Origin of the sequence: Streptomyces sp. NPDC060064 (assembly GCF_042736455.1) — a bacterium.
GTDB lineage: Bacteria > Actinomycetota > Actinomycetes > Streptomycetales > Streptomycetaceae > Streptomyces.
Genome location: NZ_JBHWWF010000053.1, coordinates 1 through 15,181, shown reverse-complemented (window position 1 = coordinate 15,181; position 15,181 = coordinate 1). Strand labels below are relative to the sequence as shown.

The 15,181-nt window shown below is 68.1% G+C and carries 18 protein-coding genes, 2 tRNA genes and 1 pseudogene; 7 read left to right on the top strand and 14 right to left on the bottom strand.

The annotated features are described in order from the left end of the window. The first annotated feature begins 29 nt into the window (after positions 1-29). From ACFWDI_RS37280 to ACFWDI_RS37265, 4 genes and pseudogenes are all read left to right on the top strand, one after another. Positions 30-191, top strand: a complete 162-nt coding sequence (locus tag ACFWDI_RS37280; RefSeq protein WP_385311143.1) for a hypothetical protein — start codon at positions 30-32, stop codon at positions 189-191. Positions 192-286: 95 nt separating this feature from the next. Next, positions 287-796, top strand: a complete 510-nt coding sequence (locus ACFWDI_RS37275) for a hypothetical protein (RefSeq protein ID WP_385311112.1) — start codon at positions 287-289, stop codon at positions 794-796. A 282-nt stretch (positions 797-1,078) separates the two neighbouring features. Continuing rightward, entirely contained in the window at positions 1,079-1,486 is a 408-nt protein-coding gene (locus ACFWDI_RS37270) for a transposase family protein (protein ID WP_385311110.1), read from the top strand. Between the two features lie 54 nt (positions 1,487-1,540). Beyond that, a pseudogene (locus tag ACFWDI_RS37265) lies at positions 1,541-2,448 on the top strand (transposase); the annotation flags it as partial. 42 nt (positions 2,449-2,490) lie between these two features. Here the strand turns inward: ACFWDI_RS37265 and ACFWDI_RS37260 are convergent. The 4 genes from ACFWDI_RS37260 to ACFWDI_RS37245 all read right to left on the bottom strand — a co-directional run bounded on the left by ACFWDI_RS37260 (position 2,491) and on the right by ACFWDI_RS37245 (position 5,263). Then, positions 2,491-2,982 (bottom strand): hypothetical protein, encoded by a 492-nt coding sequence (locus ACFWDI_RS37260; protein ID WP_385311108.1) that lies wholly within the window; start codon positions 2,980-2,982, stop codon positions 2,491-2,493. 483 nt (positions 2,983-3,465) lie between these two features. Next, positions 3,466-3,861 carry a hypothetical protein gene (locus tag ACFWDI_RS37255; protein WP_385311106.1) on the bottom strand — a complete coding sequence of 132 codons (396 nt, stop codon included), beginning with the start codon at positions 3,859-3,861 and terminating at the stop codon, positions 3,466-3,468. Positions 3,862-4,211: 350 nt separating this feature from the next. Beyond that, on the bottom strand, positions 4,212-5,117 hold the full coding sequence (locus ACFWDI_RS37250; RefSeq protein ID WP_385311104.1) for a hypothetical protein: 906 nt from the start codon (positions 5,115-5,117) through the stop codon (positions 4,212-4,214). Then, on the bottom strand, positions 5,114-5,263 hold the full coding sequence (locus ACFWDI_RS37245) for a hypothetical protein (RefSeq protein ID WP_385311102.1): 150 nt from the start codon (positions 5,261-5,263) through the stop codon (positions 5,114-5,116). Before ACFWDI_RS37245 ends, ACFWDI_RS37250 begins: the two co-directional genes overlap by 4 nt. Positions 5,264-5,809: 546 nt before the next feature. On the opposite strand from ACFWDI_RS37245, the gene ACFWDI_RS37240 reads away from it, so the two are divergent. After that, positions 5,810-5,886 (top strand) — tRNA-Trp (locus ACFWDI_RS37240). Here the strand turns inward: ACFWDI_RS37240 and ACFWDI_RS37235 are convergent. Then, positions 5,887-6,396: a hypothetical protein gene (locus ACFWDI_RS37235; RefSeq protein WP_385311101.1), complete on the bottom strand. Its 510-nt coding sequence runs from the start codon at positions 6,394-6,396 to the stop codon at positions 5,887-5,889. A gap of 288 nt (positions 6,397-6,684) precedes the next feature. On the opposite strand from ACFWDI_RS37235, the gene ACFWDI_RS37230 reads away from it, so the two are divergent. After that, a complete protein-coding gene (locus tag ACFWDI_RS37230) occupies positions 6,685-7,221 on the top strand; it encodes a hypothetical protein (RefSeq protein ID WP_385311099.1) in 537 nt (178 codons plus the stop codon). A gap of 62 nt (positions 7,222-7,283) precedes the next feature. On the opposite strand, the gene ACFWDI_RS37225 is transcribed toward ACFWDI_RS37230, so the two are convergent. From ACFWDI_RS37225 to ACFWDI_RS37190, 8 genes are all read right to left on the bottom strand, one after another. Beyond that, positions 7,284-8,822: a metallophosphoesterase family protein gene (locus ACFWDI_RS37225; RefSeq protein WP_385311097.1), complete on the bottom strand. Its 1,539-nt coding sequence runs from the start codon at positions 8,820-8,822 to the stop codon at positions 7,284-7,286. A gap of 208 nt (positions 8,823-9,030) precedes the next feature. Continuing rightward, complete coding sequence (locus tag ACFWDI_RS37220; protein WP_385311095.1) at positions 9,031-9,681, bottom strand: hypothetical protein; 651 nt, start codon at positions 9,679-9,681, stop codon at positions 9,031-9,033. Between the two features lie 714 nt (positions 9,682-10,395). Beyond that, positions 10,396-10,469 (bottom strand) — tRNA-Met (locus ACFWDI_RS37215). A gap of 121 nt (positions 10,470-10,590) precedes the next feature. After that, positions 10,591-10,941 carry a hypothetical protein gene (locus ACFWDI_RS37210; RefSeq protein WP_385311093.1) on the bottom strand — a complete coding sequence of 117 codons (351 nt, stop codon included), beginning with the start codon at positions 10,939-10,941 and terminating at the stop codon, positions 10,591-10,593. Positions 10,942-11,004: 63 nt separating this feature from the next. Then, positions 11,005-11,157 (bottom strand): hypothetical protein, encoded by a 153-nt coding sequence (locus ACFWDI_RS37205; RefSeq protein WP_385311091.1) that lies wholly within the window; start codon positions 11,155-11,157, stop codon positions 11,005-11,007. 289 nt (positions 11,158-11,446) lie between these two features. After that, positions 11,447-12,106 (bottom strand): lysophospholipid acyltransferase family protein, encoded by a 660-nt coding sequence (locus ACFWDI_RS37200; RefSeq protein WP_385311089.1) that lies wholly within the window; start codon positions 12,104-12,106, stop codon positions 11,447-11,449. Positions 12,107-12,225: 119 nt separating this feature from the next. After that, complete coding sequence (locus ACFWDI_RS37195) at positions 12,226-12,351, bottom strand: hypothetical protein (protein ID WP_385311087.1); 126 nt, start codon at positions 12,349-12,351, stop codon at positions 12,226-12,228. A gap of 49 nt (positions 12,352-12,400) precedes the next feature. Then, on the bottom strand, positions 12,401-12,583 hold the full coding sequence (locus tag ACFWDI_RS37190) for a hypothetical protein (protein ID WP_385311086.1): 183 nt from the start codon (positions 12,581-12,583) through the stop codon (positions 12,401-12,403). Between the two features lie 499 nt (positions 12,584-13,082). On the opposite strand from ACFWDI_RS37190, the gene ACFWDI_RS37185 reads away from it, so the two are divergent. Beyond that, positions 13,083-13,247, top strand: coding sequence for a hypothetical protein (locus ACFWDI_RS37185; RefSeq protein WP_385311084.1), 165 nt, complete (start codon positions 13,083-13,085; stop codon positions 13,245-13,247). Between the two features lie 171 nt (positions 13,248-13,418). Here the strand turns inward: ACFWDI_RS37185 and ACFWDI_RS37180 are convergent, their stop codons facing one another. Beyond that, positions 13,419-15,005: a PucR family transcriptional regulator gene (locus tag ACFWDI_RS37180; RefSeq protein WP_385311082.1), complete on the bottom strand. Its 1,587-nt coding sequence runs from the start codon at positions 15,003-15,005 to the stop codon at positions 13,419-13,421. Positions 15,006-15,181: the final 176 nt, after the last annotated feature.

Genomic DNA, 15,181 nt, shown 5'->3' with positions numbered 1-15,181 from the left:
GAGAATCCGGAAATCTGCGCTGTCGATCGGTGAGAATCCAGCGCGATCGCGATGCCGTCATCGCCGGCCTCACCCTGCCCTGGAACTCCGGCGTCGTCGACGGCCCCGTCAATCGCATCAAGATGCTCAAGCGCCAGATGTTCGGCCGAGCCGGATTCCAGCGCCTCCGCAAGCGGGTCCTGATGTCCTGATCACCAGCCTCAGCCGAGCGAGCAGGGAACTCGATGGCAACGCCCTTTGCGGCTGTGGAAAAGTGCTCTGCACAGCCGCGAACGAAGAGACCGAGATGAACCACGACGATGCTCTCCAGCAGCTCAGCCACATAGCGCATGAGAGGGCGTTCGGCCGACATGTTGGCTCCGACCGTCTCATCCAGGCGGGGTTGGACGCACTGATGGCCGGGGTGGAGAGCCCTTCGCTGGCCATGCTCGCTGGCCTCGTGCGGAGTGAAGAAGCGGAAGCCCCCGTGCTCTTCGACCAGGTGCTGGAGGAGCTTGGACTCCTCTTTCAGGCACCAGCCGATCCCCGGGCCGCAGAGTGGGCCTTGGCCTACTGGATCGCCGGTCAGATCGTGGACGGATCACTCGATCCTGCTGCGGGTAGTCATCTGATCTGGGCCGATGTCGCCTATGACCTCGGCTATCCCGAAGACCTGCAGCCACTGGTCTCGTGCGCAATCAACCTGGACGGCTGGGACGAGAGTTGGGGTGTCTCTATCGAAGCCTTGAAAGGAGAAGCGCTTGAGGCGGCTGATCAACTGCTGAGCACTCGGCCGCCAGGAGAACGCAAGGATTGACAATCGGTCCATTCCCCGTTGGCCGCTCTGCCCGCTCGCCAAGTCGTCACACTCCGTGCGCGCGTCAGGGAAGTTGAGCCAGAACCCTGCAAATGACAGCGTTTGTCGACGGGTTCGAGCCGCAGTGAGCGATCAGTCCGCACGAGGTTGTTCACCAGTTTTGGTTCTGGCTCAACTTCCGTGCTGCGGCCACTGTGAGTGACGGTTGTGCGTCTCAGGGCGGCTCCCGAACTCGCCCGAAAATGAGCCGTGGTGGGAGCAGCTGGGCTGAAAGTCCCTGCCGTGGAAGAGGTTGTGTTCCGGCTGGAGGAGCTGCTGTTCCCGTCGATCCCGTCGATCGCGGTGCTGTCGGTGGACGTGGACATCGAGAGAGTGCGTGTCGATGCACATTGCACTGCGGCTGGCGCCGCCTGCCCGGGATGCGGAGCCTGGTCGACCCGGGTTCATAGCTTCTACCTGCGGTTTCCCGCCGACGTACCGAGCGCCGGACGAAGCGTCGTACTCCAGCTCCGGGTTCGTCGGTTTCGGTGCGGCAACGCCATGTGTCCGCGCCGGACCTTCGTCGAGCAGATACCCGGTCTGATGCGCAGGCACGGCCAGCGCACCGAGCGGCTGCGCTCCACTCTGGCTGCGGTGGGTCTCGCCCTGGCGGGCCGGGCCGGCGCCCGCCTCGCCTCCGTTCTTGGGTGATCCGTCAGTCGGAGCGCGGTCTTGCGCCTGGTCGATGCGCTTCCCGAGCCGGAAGTGCCCGCGCCGCGTGTGGTCGGCGTTGATGAGTACGCCACCCGCAAGGGCCGCCACTACGGCACCGTCCTCGTGGACGTCGAAACCCGCCGTCCGATCGATCTGCTGCCTGATCGGAAGGCATCCAGCCTGGCCGCCTGGCTCGCCCGACGGCCAGGTGTTGAGGTCGTATGTCGGGATCGTGCGCCGTTCTTCGCCGAGGGCGCCGCGGCCGGAGCCACGCAGGCGACCCAGGTCGCGGACCGGTGGCATCTGTGGCACAACATCAGCGAGGCCGCCGAGCGAAGCGTCGCCCAGCATCGCCGCTGCCTGCGCGTCCTCGTCCCCGGTTCTCATGAACCCGAGTCCGAGCCCGCCCCGGTTGCGGACCCGTTCGGCTCGCCGTGGCCGCGAGGGCATCGGTTCGCCGACCGCACGCGGGCCCGGCACGCCGCCGTCCGCACCCTGCTGGAGGCCGGGCACAGCTGGCGCTCGATCCAGCGGCAGCTCGGAATGACCTACCGCACCGTCAAGCAGCTTGCCGACGCTCAGACTCCGGAGGACCTCTTCACGGGCCAGTGGCAGAACCGGCCCTCCGTTCTCGACGAGTACAAGACCTACCTTGACGACCGCTGGAGCGAGGGCTGCACCAACGCATGGAAGCTGTGGGAGGAGATCGTGCCGCTCGGCTACAGGGGCAGCTACCAGCGCGTTCGCTTCTACCTGCACGAGAAACGCACCTCGGCACGGCCGGTGACTGCCAGGGCGCCCTCGCCGCGGGCATCGACCGCGACTTTGACGCCGTCACCGCCGGCCTCACCCTGCCCTGGAACTCCGGTGTCGTCGAGGGACACGTCAACAGGATCAAGATGCTCAAGCGCCAGATGTTCGGCCGCGCCGGCTTCGACCTCCTGCGCAAGCGAGTCCTGCTTGCGTGACGGAGCCTTGCGACCTCCCACTGCTGGCACGGCCTATACCGGCTCCTCGTACAGGTCGATCTCCGAGGGCCCGCGATCAAGTAGCAGTTCGAGATGCCCACCCATGGCGGCGAACCACTCGTCGAGGTCCGCGGTGGCGTCGTGAAAGAACCAGGAGTCGAAGCTTCCCAGGGCGTCCAGAGCCGGTTCGGGCTCGTAGCGGAGCTCGCAGTGAACCTGCACGTAATGGTCGTGCTGACCATCGTCATCGCTGATGTCGAACTGCCGCGCGAAGTCCACAGTGAACATCGGCCGCCCGCTGAAGGCGTACTTGCCGTATTGGAAGAGCAAGCCGTCGGAGTCGGGTGTGGATGCTGTGCCAAAGCGCTGCCGCCCGAATCGCATGAAGGCCAGCCATGCAGCCCGAGTGGTCAACTCGGTCGTCGTCGATCGCCTGGCCGCCAGCTCGGCACTCAGGAAATCGAGGGCTTCCTCCAGCCGCGGTCTGTTGGGCACGCCAGCTCTCCTCGCTTCGTGAATCAGCACCCTAACCTCGTGGGGCCGGATCAAGATCCAGCCCTGACCACCGAGGCATCCGCCTCGCTGGCTCGCAACGCTCGGTCACTGCTCCACAGAAGTTGAGCCAGAACCTGAGAACGGACAGCAGATCTTCACCACTTCGGGAGGCGCCAGAGCACACCGAGGATTCGAACGCTGCGTGAGTTTCGCACCGAGAGGCGGCCGCCGAGGTCTGGTAGGCGGTGTGCGGCCGCCTACCGGCCGACACCCATCCGAACGTCGCCGCGACGTTCCCGCCGCTCACCGCCGAAGGGCGACAGCCAGCACCCGTTCGCGCCGGAGCGGATGCTTCACGCAATGGCGGGCTCCGGCTCCGCGGGGACGGAAATCACGTTGGCTGGGCGCCGCCAAGCTGCGACGATGCCCCTGTTTTCCAAGCGGAGGGCATTTGTTCGTTTTCGTGTGTGCGGGGCCGGCCACGTCAGAGGCGCACAGGCGGCCTGGACGTGCTCAGTGGTCGCCCGTGTGCGGGCGCACGGGGCGTGGCAGTGGCTGACGCCAGTCGCCCAGCGTCGTGAGGAGAAACTGGCGGGCGAGAGGACGTATTTCGTCCCACGCCGGATCTGTGGCCAGGGTGTTGGCCCAGAGGCCAGCGCGGCAGGCGGCATCGATCTCGCCGAGGCGACGGCCGATGGCCTGAAGATCGCGCAGATTCTTGGGTTCGAAGGCTCCGCGCTCCGCGAGTCCTTCGGAGACGCGGCAGAGGAGCTCCACCTCTTCAACGACGGACTCCGTCTCCAGCTCACGCTCGCCCAGCCAGGCAAGCTGATCCTGGGTGTCGGCTGCGAGGAGGGCCATAAAGCGCAGCGTCCAGGTGCGCAGGTTCGCGTCGCCGAGATGGTTCATACATGCAGGATCGCAGCCGACTACGACGCGCGTCTCAGGGAGCTCACTGGGCAATAGCCGGACGCCGGTCGCTGCACCGGGAGTAGCGACGCCAGCGTTGCAGGACGGGCAAGCGGGCGCGGCTGCCGGTGCATGGGCATCAGCGGCCGGGCCAGCTGTGCGATCTCCATCAACTCGGTCCGGTACTGCGGCAACGCCGAACGCAGCTGCCTCTAGACGGCTCCCCTTTCAGGCGGCCGCCGTCGGCTACACGGGAGCCGATCTGCGGTTCTGAGACGACTTCTGCGAGGAGCGACCTGGGCCTATGTGGCAGCGAAGGGGCGACACTGCCACCTCTCGAAGCCGTCGGCTCAGCCGGTGGCCATCGCGAGTTCCGCAAAGTGGATCCAGTACGGCCGCCGGTACTCGGCTTCCCCGCCGATGATCAGGTCGGTGGGCTTGGTGACTCCAGCGGCCTGCGCGGTGCGCACGATCAGCGCAGCCATCTCCGAGGCCTGCACTTCCCCGGGGCCGCCCGCGTCGATGCGCCAAGGCGGCTTGCCGTCGTCTCCGGGGCGGATGTGCCCGGGCGGTAGCAACTCCCGGCGGGTCCACCCGAGCTTGACTGCGTTCTCGCCGCGCGCCGCTTCCTCGACCATGTATTCGCAGTACCCGAGGTAGAGGCGGTCGTCGCAGACAATGTCGAACATGATGGGTGAGGCATCGCCGACCCGCCCGTACAGGGCTAGGTTCGGGGACATCCCGGTCGCCAACGTGACCGCGGGCAGCGTCCGCAGGAATGCACCGATCGAGACCTGCAGGGTGTCCCAGTCGCCGGCCAGCTCCCACCGCGGGTGCTGCAACTGCTGTCCACAGCAGTCCTCCAGAACGCCGACGAACCCCCTTCCGGCCAGTGAGTACCACGTCTCCCAGGCCTCGCTGGGCTGCAGCACGAGCTCCGGCCCGTCCGTCCCGGCCTGCAGTTCCAGGGTCACCCGGTCCTGGCGCCAGCGCAGGAACGGGCTGCCCCACAGGGGCCGTGCCTCGCGTCGTCCGTACGGTCCGGTGCTCCCGTGACTGCCGGCGTACGTAGCGTCCCCGAGCACTTGGCGCACCGCGTCCGCCGCGCGCCGGAACTCCTGGGCCTGCGCGTGCGGTTCCGGTGCGGGCCGGCTCAACGGCACCACGAGCTCCAGGTACTCCTCCAGCGTGGCCCACTCCCGTTCGGTGGCTCCGACCGGGACGAGCACCGCGTCCCTGCCCGGCAGCCCGGTCACCGCCCCCGCCGGGCCGCCGGGTTCGCCGGTCCATCCCAGCCAAGCCAGCCGATGAGTTTGCGCATGTCCGTCTCGCTCCAGAGCAAGCCGACGAAGCGGCTCGTCAGCTGCCGGGTAAGAAGGCCTATGTCGTCACTGCTGATCATGACCTCATTGCTATCAGGTCCCACCGTCAGTCTCCGATGCCGCCGTCCTCGTGGGCTCGGTCGGCCGGAAGGGCTCAGTTGCCGGTCCCTCGAGGCCCTGAGCGATGCCGACTGCCTATGAACGTGATGGGTCGTCGAGGACTCGCAGGGCTGGGCGGTCCTCCTCGACCATCACCTCGTCGCCAGGCCCGGGGCTGTGCCCAGTCGAAGGAAGCCGTGCAGTCGGGTCGAGTCCGCCGAGCTCGTCCGTCTGCGAGTCGTTGAACGCTGCGGGGGCGCGGCACAGTTCACCGGCTGCACGTGGCATTGGGGGCAGGCCACGCTCAACGCGCCGTGCTGGTACAGGCCCAGCGTCTCGTACAGGGCGTCGAGAGCGGGATCGGTGATGCTGCTGGCCGTGTGCTTCGCGATTGGTGAGAGCGTCGGTCCGCGCAAATTCATGTGACCCTCACCACGGGCCGTGCTTCCTGACGGCCTCAACGGCCGTGGTCCGCGCGAAATCCGGTGGCGATTCGGACCGCGCCGATGCCAAGCTCACCCCATCGAAGGGGCGTAGCTCAGCTGGTCAGAGCAGCGGATTCCAAACCCGTACGCCGCAGGTTCGAATCCTGCCGCCCCTGCCACTACAGCTCGACGAGGACGATCCCGTCGACTTTCTCGACCTTCTCGACGATCTCGGGCGGCGGGTTGCCGGCAAGGGATCGTTCTACGTAGTCGGGCAGCTCACTGCGCAGTCCTCGGAGAGTGTGCTCGATGTACGGCACGGTGAAGTGTCCGCCCAGATCGGGCACTTCGCGGAACATGCTCGCGGTACCCCAGTCGACCGGCGGTGTCCCCACCGCAGTGGCGAATTGCCCCCTCGCCATCCGGCCCACGATGTCGAAGATGTGCCGGGCTACCTTGCGCGCGCCGACCTGGTCCGCGCAGAGGAACTCGCGCAGCCGGGGATCGGCGTCGCCCAGGTCGTGCGCACGGTAGAGGTTGCTCCTGCCGTACGCGCCTGGTGCGGTGACTTCGATCAGCGGCTTCGCCCACTGACAGAACACCTCAACTGCGCTGCGGTCCGGATGCCACGGCGCGGCCTCGGCGAACTGGATCTCCCGCTCGGCCACCAGTGCCGGCACCAGCGTCACGGCCGCCCCGTCCCGCTCCCCGCATGGCGTCGGGCCGTGTGCGGCGACGTGCAGCCCATTCGACCCCGACAGTGATGCTTGATCGGGTGGCGGGAGAGTCGGCTGGAGATGAACGTCGTAAGAGCGGCGCGCCGCCGTACTACCACCCAGGCTCTGCCGCCCACCGCCCACCGCCCACCGCCCACCGCGCCTGCCGTACTCCCGGTCGCGAAAACTCGCCGCACGGGGTACGGCAGTGTCCGGCGCGTGGCAGCATGGCGGCAGTGGCGGGCTGTTCCGGGGGAGAGCATGACCGTAGTCATCGGCCTGGTCGGTGTGGTGCTGGGCGGCCTGATCGGCGCCGTGACCAGCTATGTGACGAACCGCTCCAGCATGCTCATCCAGCTGGAGCACGCCTACGACGTGGCGCTGCGGGACAAGCGGCTGGAGCGCTACCAGGTGCTGTTCCACCTCTCCGAGTGCATCCCGCGGAGCTGGCGGCCGGGTGCCGAACCGACGCGGGCACGCCTGCTGGAGTTCTGGAACACCTTTCACGACTGGTACTTCGGGGCGGACGCGGGCGGCATGTTCCTGACCAAGGCTTCGAAGGCCTGCTACCTGAACCTGCAGAACGCCCTGATTGACGTGGCCCGCTTGGACGCGACCGGAACACCTTCCGCCGAGCCGCTCGACGAGGCCGAGTCACGGCTGGTGCGGCATCTCGCCAGCGAACTGCGTCACCAGCTCGCCGAGGACGTGGGAGCCTCGCATCCGCCCCGGCTGCGCTGGTCCCGCGTGGACAGGACGGTGGAAGGACCGGAGCCGACGGCGGTTCCGGACCGGTGACGGTCTCGGTGAAGACTCCGGGCCGGTGAGGACCGCGTTGGGCCGGTCCCGGCCACTGCGGGTCAGCCGCGGCCCGGTGGAGGGGACGCCTGGACCATGACTGAGTGGAATCCCTGTCCGTCCGGCCGGGAGATCTGGAAGTCGACGCTCCAGGAGCGGCTTTCGGCGTTCCACTCGATGACGTTGAACGACATCGGCGAACCGCCCGCCCCGAGCGAGGTGCCGCAACCGACGGTGGTGATCCGGCGGTGCTGCCCGCGTGGCTGCCCGGTGGCGACGTCGTCGATGACGAGGCGCGGCACGTGCCGGTGACCGTGCAGGACGAGGCTGATGTCCCGTCCGGCGCACCACGTCAGGAAGGACTGCGCGTCCGTCATCTCCAGCAGCCGTTCCCGGCCCGGCCACGTCCGAGGACCGGTCACGGGAGTCTCGTTCGGTGCGGGATACGGATACGGGTGGTGGTGGACCACCGCGATCCGCAGATGGCCCCGGAGCTCCGCGTCCAGGTTCTCGGTGTCGAACTTCGTTCCCACCTTGAGCAGTTGGTCCTGGCTCACGCTGCCCCGGGCCATGTTTCCGGTGTTCGCGGAGTCGAAGCAGAAGAAGGCCATGCGGGTCTCCGCGTCGTGTACCAGGCCGCGGCTCCAGTCGAGTTCGACCATTTGACGCCGACGGCCGCCCAGCCGCCAGAAGCTGATGCCTGAGATCCGCTGGTCGTGGTTGCCGGGGACGACGACCGGGAGCTTTCGGGTGTGCCTGCGCACCTGGTGCACGAAATGCTCGTACGCCTCGCGGTGTTTTGCCAGCGGGTTGTTGAAGAGGTCCCCGGAGATCACGACATGGTCCAGCGGCATGAACCTGCCCAGGTTGGCCAGCAGGAAGTCCTGCGCCCGTGCCGCCCGCTGCGTCCCCAGATGCAGGTCGCTCAGGTGGAGCAGCCGTCGGCGCACGGGAGGCCGGCGTCTTTGCCGTTCCTCCTCATTCAGGATCGACCAGGTGCGGGCGGGGTCGACGCCGGGGAGTCCCGAGCGGACGATCGTCATCAGCCGTTCGTACGCCGTGTCCAGGGGCAGGAACACCGACCGGCCGTCACGGAGAATGAAGATGGCCCCGGGCCATTCGTCGCGTCGCCTCAGCGCGTCCCGTACCCCGTCGTCGGGATCGAGGACCTGGACGTTCACCGCAGGCTGGTACAGCCCTGGAATGAGGGTCAGAATCCCGTGTCCGGGTGCCCGCGCGGCCTCGCTGGCGAACAGGTCGAGGTCGTGCCCGTCATGCCGGTTCCCGATGGGCAGGACGAGCAGTCCGTAACTGCGGAAGATGCGCGCCAGCGGTGCGAGACAGCTGTCCAGAACGTCGTGGGGCAGGTAAGCGTCCCAGCGTTGGAACGTAGCGGACTGCAGCCGCGTCGTGGATTCCCGTGCGGCCCGGCGTACGTCGTCCTCGAAGTCACCGTGCAGCGAAAGCATGCGGTCGTGGTCGTGTTGGAGACTGCGCAGGAACGCTTCGACCTCGGCGTGTGTCACGCGGGGCGGGGTGCCGGAGCCGGAGATCAGATGGGCCACCACCGTGGACGATGGAAGGTCGTAGCGCAGCCCCATGTTGCTCCCCGCAGAGGTGGTTCTCCGAGTGCGCGCAAGGCGTCCCCGGGGTCTGGCGTTCTCGAGCCCAGCGTAGAACACGCGCCGTGTCGCGCGGTTGGGAAACCGGACCCCGGGACGATCCCCGCGCCCGCAAATGGTGCAGTCGCGGGCGTCGCAGCTGCCTCGGCGGTTGTGGCGGCAGTGCTGGCGTCTGTTCTCACGCCGGTCACCCGGGGCCTGGCGCGGTGGGCGTCGGGGCCGGACTGGGGGGCCATGGACGGCGCGGCCCGTTCCGCCGCGATGGGACAGTTCCGCCTGGCTGTGGTTGCCGCACGCCGGGGGAGTCGGCCAGACGGCCGGCATCGTGCTTGAACGCCTTCCTCTTGGCGCGGACCGTGAAGGCAACCCGCCCGCCGTAGCGGGCCGCGTCCTCCACCACCGGATACAGCAGGGACGCTCCGGAAGCGATGTGCTGCTTCCCCGCCCGCGCCAGGGACGACGTCCACTCCTTGTGCCGCTCTGCGCCCTTCTCCACCGTCTTTTCCGCACGTACGACATCCCCCTTGCGTACGCGCGCCCTCTTGCCCTCCCTGGTCAGGCGCCGCTCGATGTGGGCTGCGGCCAGGGCCTTGAGGCTCTCGATGCCGCGCGGGCCGCCAGCCTGGACCTTCTGCACCACGGCCCGAAGCGCCTCCACGAAGCTGCCGCCCTTGTTCTTCGACAAGAACTGGCTGACCAGCGACGGGTTGCGGCCGAGGATCTCGCCGACCTGCTTCTTGTTGAAGCCCTCGGCCAGCAGCTCGTCGGTGAGGCGAGCGGCCTCGCTGCGCTGGGCGCGGCGGCCGCCGCCCGTGCTTCGACTCCTGCGCGGCGTCATGCGGCCGCCTGGGGGCGCGCCGCTATCGCAGTTCGCTCGTGAACGGCCCGGCAGGCTGGGGGAGTCCACCGGTCCAAGGCGTGCTCGGGCGGATGACCTGTTCCAGATGTCGTACGGTGCGCTCGGCCTCGCTGCGCACCTGTGAGGGAATGTCGCCGAGCTCCGTGACGAGCCGGTCGTAAATCGGCGCTTCCTGCCACACCGTCAATCAGTCCTCTCGAAATGAGTGCCGCTCCCGCTGGTCCGGAAGCGGCTGCCGAGTGTAGGCCGGATCGGCGGAACGTGGGGTCTGTGGCCGAAGCGTGGACGACGCCGGAGCTGCGTGGGTCTGCCGCTGTGGCCGACCGATGCGCCGGTCACGGAGACTTGCGGAGCGCGGCTCGCCTGAGCTGACACAGCTCGCTATCTCCGGCCGTTCCCACCCACGAAGCCAGCGGGGAAGCGCACGAGCACCACGGTCGTCGAACGCCGGTCGTACGCTGGGCGGATTGTCGTAGGCCGCTGCCACAGGGGCGGCGCCTACGAAGAAGGGGCCGCCATTGGCCAATTGAAGGAGCTGTCCGGAGACGACTTGACCGCACTGTGCGGCGACGAAGGCAAGCTCACCGCCGAATCGGCGGATGGCGCGCCGATCGCGTCGTCGCGCACACCGGCACGGGTGGGCATACGACTTCGGGCCCGGCGCGAAAGCGCCGGGCCCGAAGTCGTATTGAGTAGCGGGGGCGGGATTTGAACCCACGACCTCTGGGTTATGAGCCCAGCGAGCTACCGAGCTGCTCCACCCCGCGTCGGTGAACAGAACTCTACGGTACGGGCAGCCTCTGCCGAACCAGATTTCGCGCGGCATCATCTCTCACCCGCCGACTTGCGGTGCTCTCCTGCGCGGCAGACATCGCAAGCCTTTTGAAGCTACTGCGAGTTGTAGGCCTTGATGCTCACCGCCGGGCCGTTGGAATTGCGTGCGACGGCAGCGGCCGCATCCCCAGTCACCTGTACCACGGCAGTGCCATGAGCCGGTATCACCGTCAGGCCGCCGACCGCGGTTACCTCGACGGCCTGTTGGGTGACGCCCTTGGGCGGCTGGTTCCACAGGATACGGACGATCCGCGCGAAGACCGGGTGGTCATCCTTGTTGGTAAGCCTGACCCCCGAGAATCGCTCGAACCTGGTGATCTCACGGCCCTTGCCGTCCAATGCCTGAGTCGTCACCTCGTTCATCCCGGCGGGCATCTTGGCGACGGCCGTACTCTGCACCGTCACACGGACATCCGACACGTCATGCTCTCCAGGGCCGGAGAACCGCAGGATGTCGATGCTCGTCCTCTACGGCGCCACCAGATTGCCCCGGTCGCTTCCGTACACCGTGCTCACCTTGACCTGTGGCAGCACCTGACGGTTCTTGTCGAGCGCGCTGAAGGACAGGACCGGGACCACCGACCCTCGATAGACGTTCTCGATCTCCAGCTGCTGATTCATTGTCTCGTCCGCACCTGAATCCCCCACGTAGCGGAAGGACAACGCCTTCGTAAGCGCCGCGTTCCCCGATGCGGCTCCAGAGAAGGGCGCCGCCCCGCACCCGGACAACAATGCCCCGCCCATTACCGCCGCCGCACCCGCGGAAGCCAGTCTGCGCCGTCCCACCCTCACGACCTGCACCCCTCCTCAATGGCCGGCTGCCGGCAGGGACGCCATCTGATCCCCTTCGCGCCCATCCGGCACCCCGACCTCGGCATCTGCCCGTTACCCAGCAGCGCGGAACCATTGATCAGGCCGCGAGCGCTGCGGGCTCGCCCAGGCGCCGGGCGGCGGTTCGCCAGGCAGCGGTGACGGCCTGGTGGGCGGCCGCGCTAGCCCTCGAAATCTCGGCGGGCAGGTGAATCGGGGCGCCGACGTGCACGTGCAGGCGGGGACGGCGGGCGGGGGCCGTGAGGAGCCCTGCGACCTGCTTGGTACGACTGCCCGAGGCGACTCGGCGGGCTCCGGCCTGGCCGATCGGAATGATGGGCGCGCCGGAGGCGAAGGCGAGGCGTGCGGGGCCGCTGCGGAAGGAGTCGGGAGTGGCTTCGGCGGCGTCTCTGCGGCGCGGCAGGCGCCCTTCGCCGTAGATGAGCACGTGGCGGCCGGCGTCGAGCGCTGCCGCGGCCTTTTCCAGGGCGTCGGCCGCATGGGTGGTGCGGCGGTAGACGGGGACGTGCCCGTCGCGGTCCAGGAGGTACCGCAGGACGGGGACGCGCCACAGGCCAGCGGTGGCGAGGATGACGGGTTCGATGTCCATCCGGCGCAGAGCGGCCAGCACGATGCCGGGGTCAGCCAGGGATGTGTGGTTGGCAACGAGGATGCCGGGGGCCGGGACGGTGGCCAGTTCGGCAGACGTCGTCAGACGGCCGAGGGAGGGGACGATGGCGGCGGCGACGCGGCTGAGCACGGAACTCCTGCGTTTCGGACGGCGAGGTGATCTTCATCATCGCGCAGGGGCCGACAGGGAGCCTGAGTCCGCGTACTCATCTCTTCTGGTGGTCTCGCGATCAGAGGCTCGGTCCGAGGTCAGCTTGTCCAGCTCTTGAGCGTTGCCGCGATCTGACGGACGTCTACTCTGCCTGCGAGCGTCTCCTTCACCAGGCCGCGGGCCGCGTCGGTGGAGACCTTGGGGGTCTGGCCGCACAGCTGCATGTAGCCGAAATGTGGCGTGCTCCTGTTCCGTCGATTCCCGGCGCGGAGATCACCCGGTCGGTTTGTCGTCCACCCGCTCGCCCTCGGCCTGCGACGGTTCAGTCCTGGGCACGTCCGGGTGCACCTCCATGGCACTGCGCTCGCTCGGTTCGTCGCGCTCGCCCTCCGCCTGCGACGGCGTGTGTGAGTACAACCAGGTGTCGTAATCTGAATCCGAGGCGCGGGATTTCATGACAGGCCTCCTTCACTCGCTCACCCCCAATCCTCCACCTTCGCCGGTGATTGCGGCGAGACGAAAGCGAGAGCCGGCCGCCTGGCAGGGTGGGGTGCCGGATATCGACAAAGAGCCGGACCCAGGGGACTGGGTCCGGCTCTCGGTGTCTGGCACTTCCACAGGTCAGCGGATTGATCACGCCGCGCCTGCGGGGATGATCCCGACGAACGCTCCACTCGTGACGCACTCGCGCGCTGCTCCTCGCGGCCGCGGGATGGCCCCGCGCAGGTCATCTACTGGATCAGGTCCACGGGTGGCTCCCCGCGCTCGGGGTGCCGGACGGCATCAGGGTTCGGGGTGTGAGCCCCTCAGGCGACGACCCGCTCGTCGGGGGACTCGAAGCCGCGCGACTTCCTCGTACGGGGCTTCTCCTCGATGCCTTCGCGCTCGCAGTAGCGGCGCAGCCGTACTCGGCCGCCTCCGCAGCGGGTGGTGGAGCGGGACGGAGTGCGGCGCCGTGGCGGCGTGCACGGGCATGGCGAAGGCCCTGGAGCGGGTCGATGAAATCGCCTCGCTCGGTCTGGGCCGGGTGAGGATCGACAAGGTGCCGCCGAACCGGCTGGCGACGCTTGCCCGTACGGGGTCATGGCAGCCTGCGGCCGCCGTTGGGTTGATCGCGTAAACGGGCCGTTTGGTCGCGCGGAGGCAGGCAACCAGGAGCCTTGGTGAGTCTCGATCGCCACCGGCATGGGCTGCTCAACAACACAATCAACGGGGCGACGGCAGGCCCGGCAGCGCAAGACTCATCACAGCGGCCGCTCTTTTCAGGGTTGAACAAGCCAAACAAACAAGCTCAGTACAGATGTCGCAGTTGGAGCCAGAGCAGGAGGCGTTCGTCCGCATTCGTGAGGTCCACGCCGAACAGGTCGCCGATCCGGCGAATGCGGTACCGGAAGGTGTTCGCGTGCACGTGCAGGGTCTCCGCGGCGGCGGCGATGTCGCCGAAGCCTTCGAGGTACGCGAGCAGGGTCTTGGCGTACTGCGTCTGCTTCTCGGTGTCGTGGCGGAGGATGGCGGCGACCGATGTGAACTGGAACAGTGGGTCGTGGACGACGGTGTCTTCGAGTTCCAGCAGGATCGCCTGACTCCGCACTTCCTCGATGCATGCGAGTCGGCTGCTGTGGCGCCCGGCTGCGAGGACGGTCAGCACCCGGTCGGCCTCCTGACGCGAACGGGGCACGTCTGCGAACGGGGCCACCGCCGAGCCGATGCCCACGCGCAGTCGGATGCGCAAGGACTCCTCGGCGCGGGTCAGGACCGTCTTGGCCAGTGTGGTGGCGCCCGACGCCTCGGGTGACTCGTCCGGCAGTGGAAGCAGGGCGTAGACAATCCCTCCCTCGAAGACGCAGGAGGAAGCGCGTGCCGTCGTCTCGGCGCAGGCAGCCACCAGGTCGGCGACCTGAAGCCCGACGATGTCGACATCGACAGAGGTCCCGGGCAAGGAAGGCAGTTCGAAGGCGAGCACGGTCATGGAGCCGCGCTCGATGCCGAGCCTGGCTGTCGGGGAGACAGGCTCACCGGCCAGCAGGGAGCGCAACAGTTCGCTGCGGGCGCGGCGTTCAAGGTCCGTGGCACGGCGGACCCTGAGCAGATGGAGCGCGGCACTCGCGGCGGCCTCGGCAAGGGCTCGTTCCGCCTCGGGACCGAACGTCTCACCGGAGGATCCCACCGCCCAGATTGAGCCGAGCAGGTCTGCTCCGGCTCGCACCGCCACCGCGATGCGGGGCAGGGGCGCGCAGCCGAACCGGACGACGCCCTGGGCGCGGTACAGATGTCTGTATGCCGGCAGATAGCGATCGGGCACCTGCCGCCCGAGGATGACTTCGCGGCGCACGTCGTCGATCGGCTGGCCGGGCAGGTTGGAGTAGGCGAGGATCCGCTGCTGCGGATCCTCGATCGTGATCGCACCGCCCACCATTGCCGCCACAGCGTTGGCCAGAGCGAAGAGGTCGCCGACCGCGTCCGCCGAGGAAAAGCCCGGCGCACCGTTCCTCACATCGCCCGTCGTCGCGGCCAACAGTGCGTCGACATGGCGCCAGGGGAACTCATCGCTCACGTCGACCACAGCGATTCCTGCCGCGGTGGCGGCCTCAATCAGCGGTCCAGTACGCGAACCGCGTGTCTTCAGAGCGATCGCCGCGATGCCTGCCTCGCCGAGGGCAGGCAGTGCATCGAGCAACGCGGTGTCCTCGGGGCAGATTCCGACAGCCATCAGAAGGGCGCCCTTGTACTCGGGCCCGGCCTTCTCAGCGAGATCGAGGACGGTGTGCGTGGTCACCTGGACATCGGGATCAGACGGTGCGGTGAGGAGGCTGACCTCGGAGCGCCCGAACAGAGCGAGCAGCTGCTTCAGGGATGGGTACGCGTGCCGGCCCGTCAAGTGCCACCCCTTCGACGCTTTGATCCGGTTCGGCGCGGCGGCCCCCGGGAGCCCCGCCCCTCCGCCCATGCGGTCGTGCGGTCGTGCGTCCTGCGGTCTTGCGGATGCACTGGGCAGCCGGAACTCGCGGCGAGTCTACGGCCGCCGCGCAGCGGCTGGGGAGTTTTGTATGTTTC

Coding starts and splice junctions, on each gene's coding strand:
- ACFWDI_RS37205 (WP_385311091.1), bottom strand. CDS start 11,157: ATGAATCAGCAGCTGGAGATCGAGAACGTCTATCGAGGGTCGGTGGTC.
- ACFWDI_RS37220 (WP_385311095.1), bottom strand. CDS start 9,681: ATGACGCCGCGCAGGAGTCGAAGCACGGGCGGCGGCCGCCGCGCCCAG.
- ACFWDI_RS37230 (WP_385311099.1), top strand. CDS start 6,685: ATGACCGTAGTCATCGGCCTGGTCGGTGTGGTGCTGGGCGGCCTGATC.
- ACFWDI_RS37255 (WP_385311106.1), bottom strand. CDS start 3,861: ATGAACCATCTCGGCGACGCGAACCTGCGCACCTGGACGCTGCGCTTT.
- ACFWDI_RS37195 (WP_385311087.1), bottom strand. CDS start 12,351: ATGCAGCTGTGCGGCCAGACCCCCAAGGTCTCCACCGACGCGGCCCGC.
- ACFWDI_RS37275 (WP_385311112.1), top strand. CDS start 287: ATGAACCACGACGATGCTCTCCAGCAGCTCAGCCACATAGCGCATGAG.
- ACFWDI_RS37190 (WP_385311086.1), bottom strand. CDS start 12,583: ATGAAATCCCGCGCCTCGGATTCAGATTACGACACCTGGTTGTACTCA.
- ACFWDI_RS37225 (WP_385311097.1), bottom strand. CDS start 8,822: ATGGGGCTGCGCTACGACCTTCCATCGTCCACGGTGGTGGCCCATCTG.
- ACFWDI_RS37245 (WP_385311102.1), bottom strand. CDS start 5,263: ATGATCAGCAGTGACGACATAGGCCTTCTTACCCGGCAGCTGACGAGC.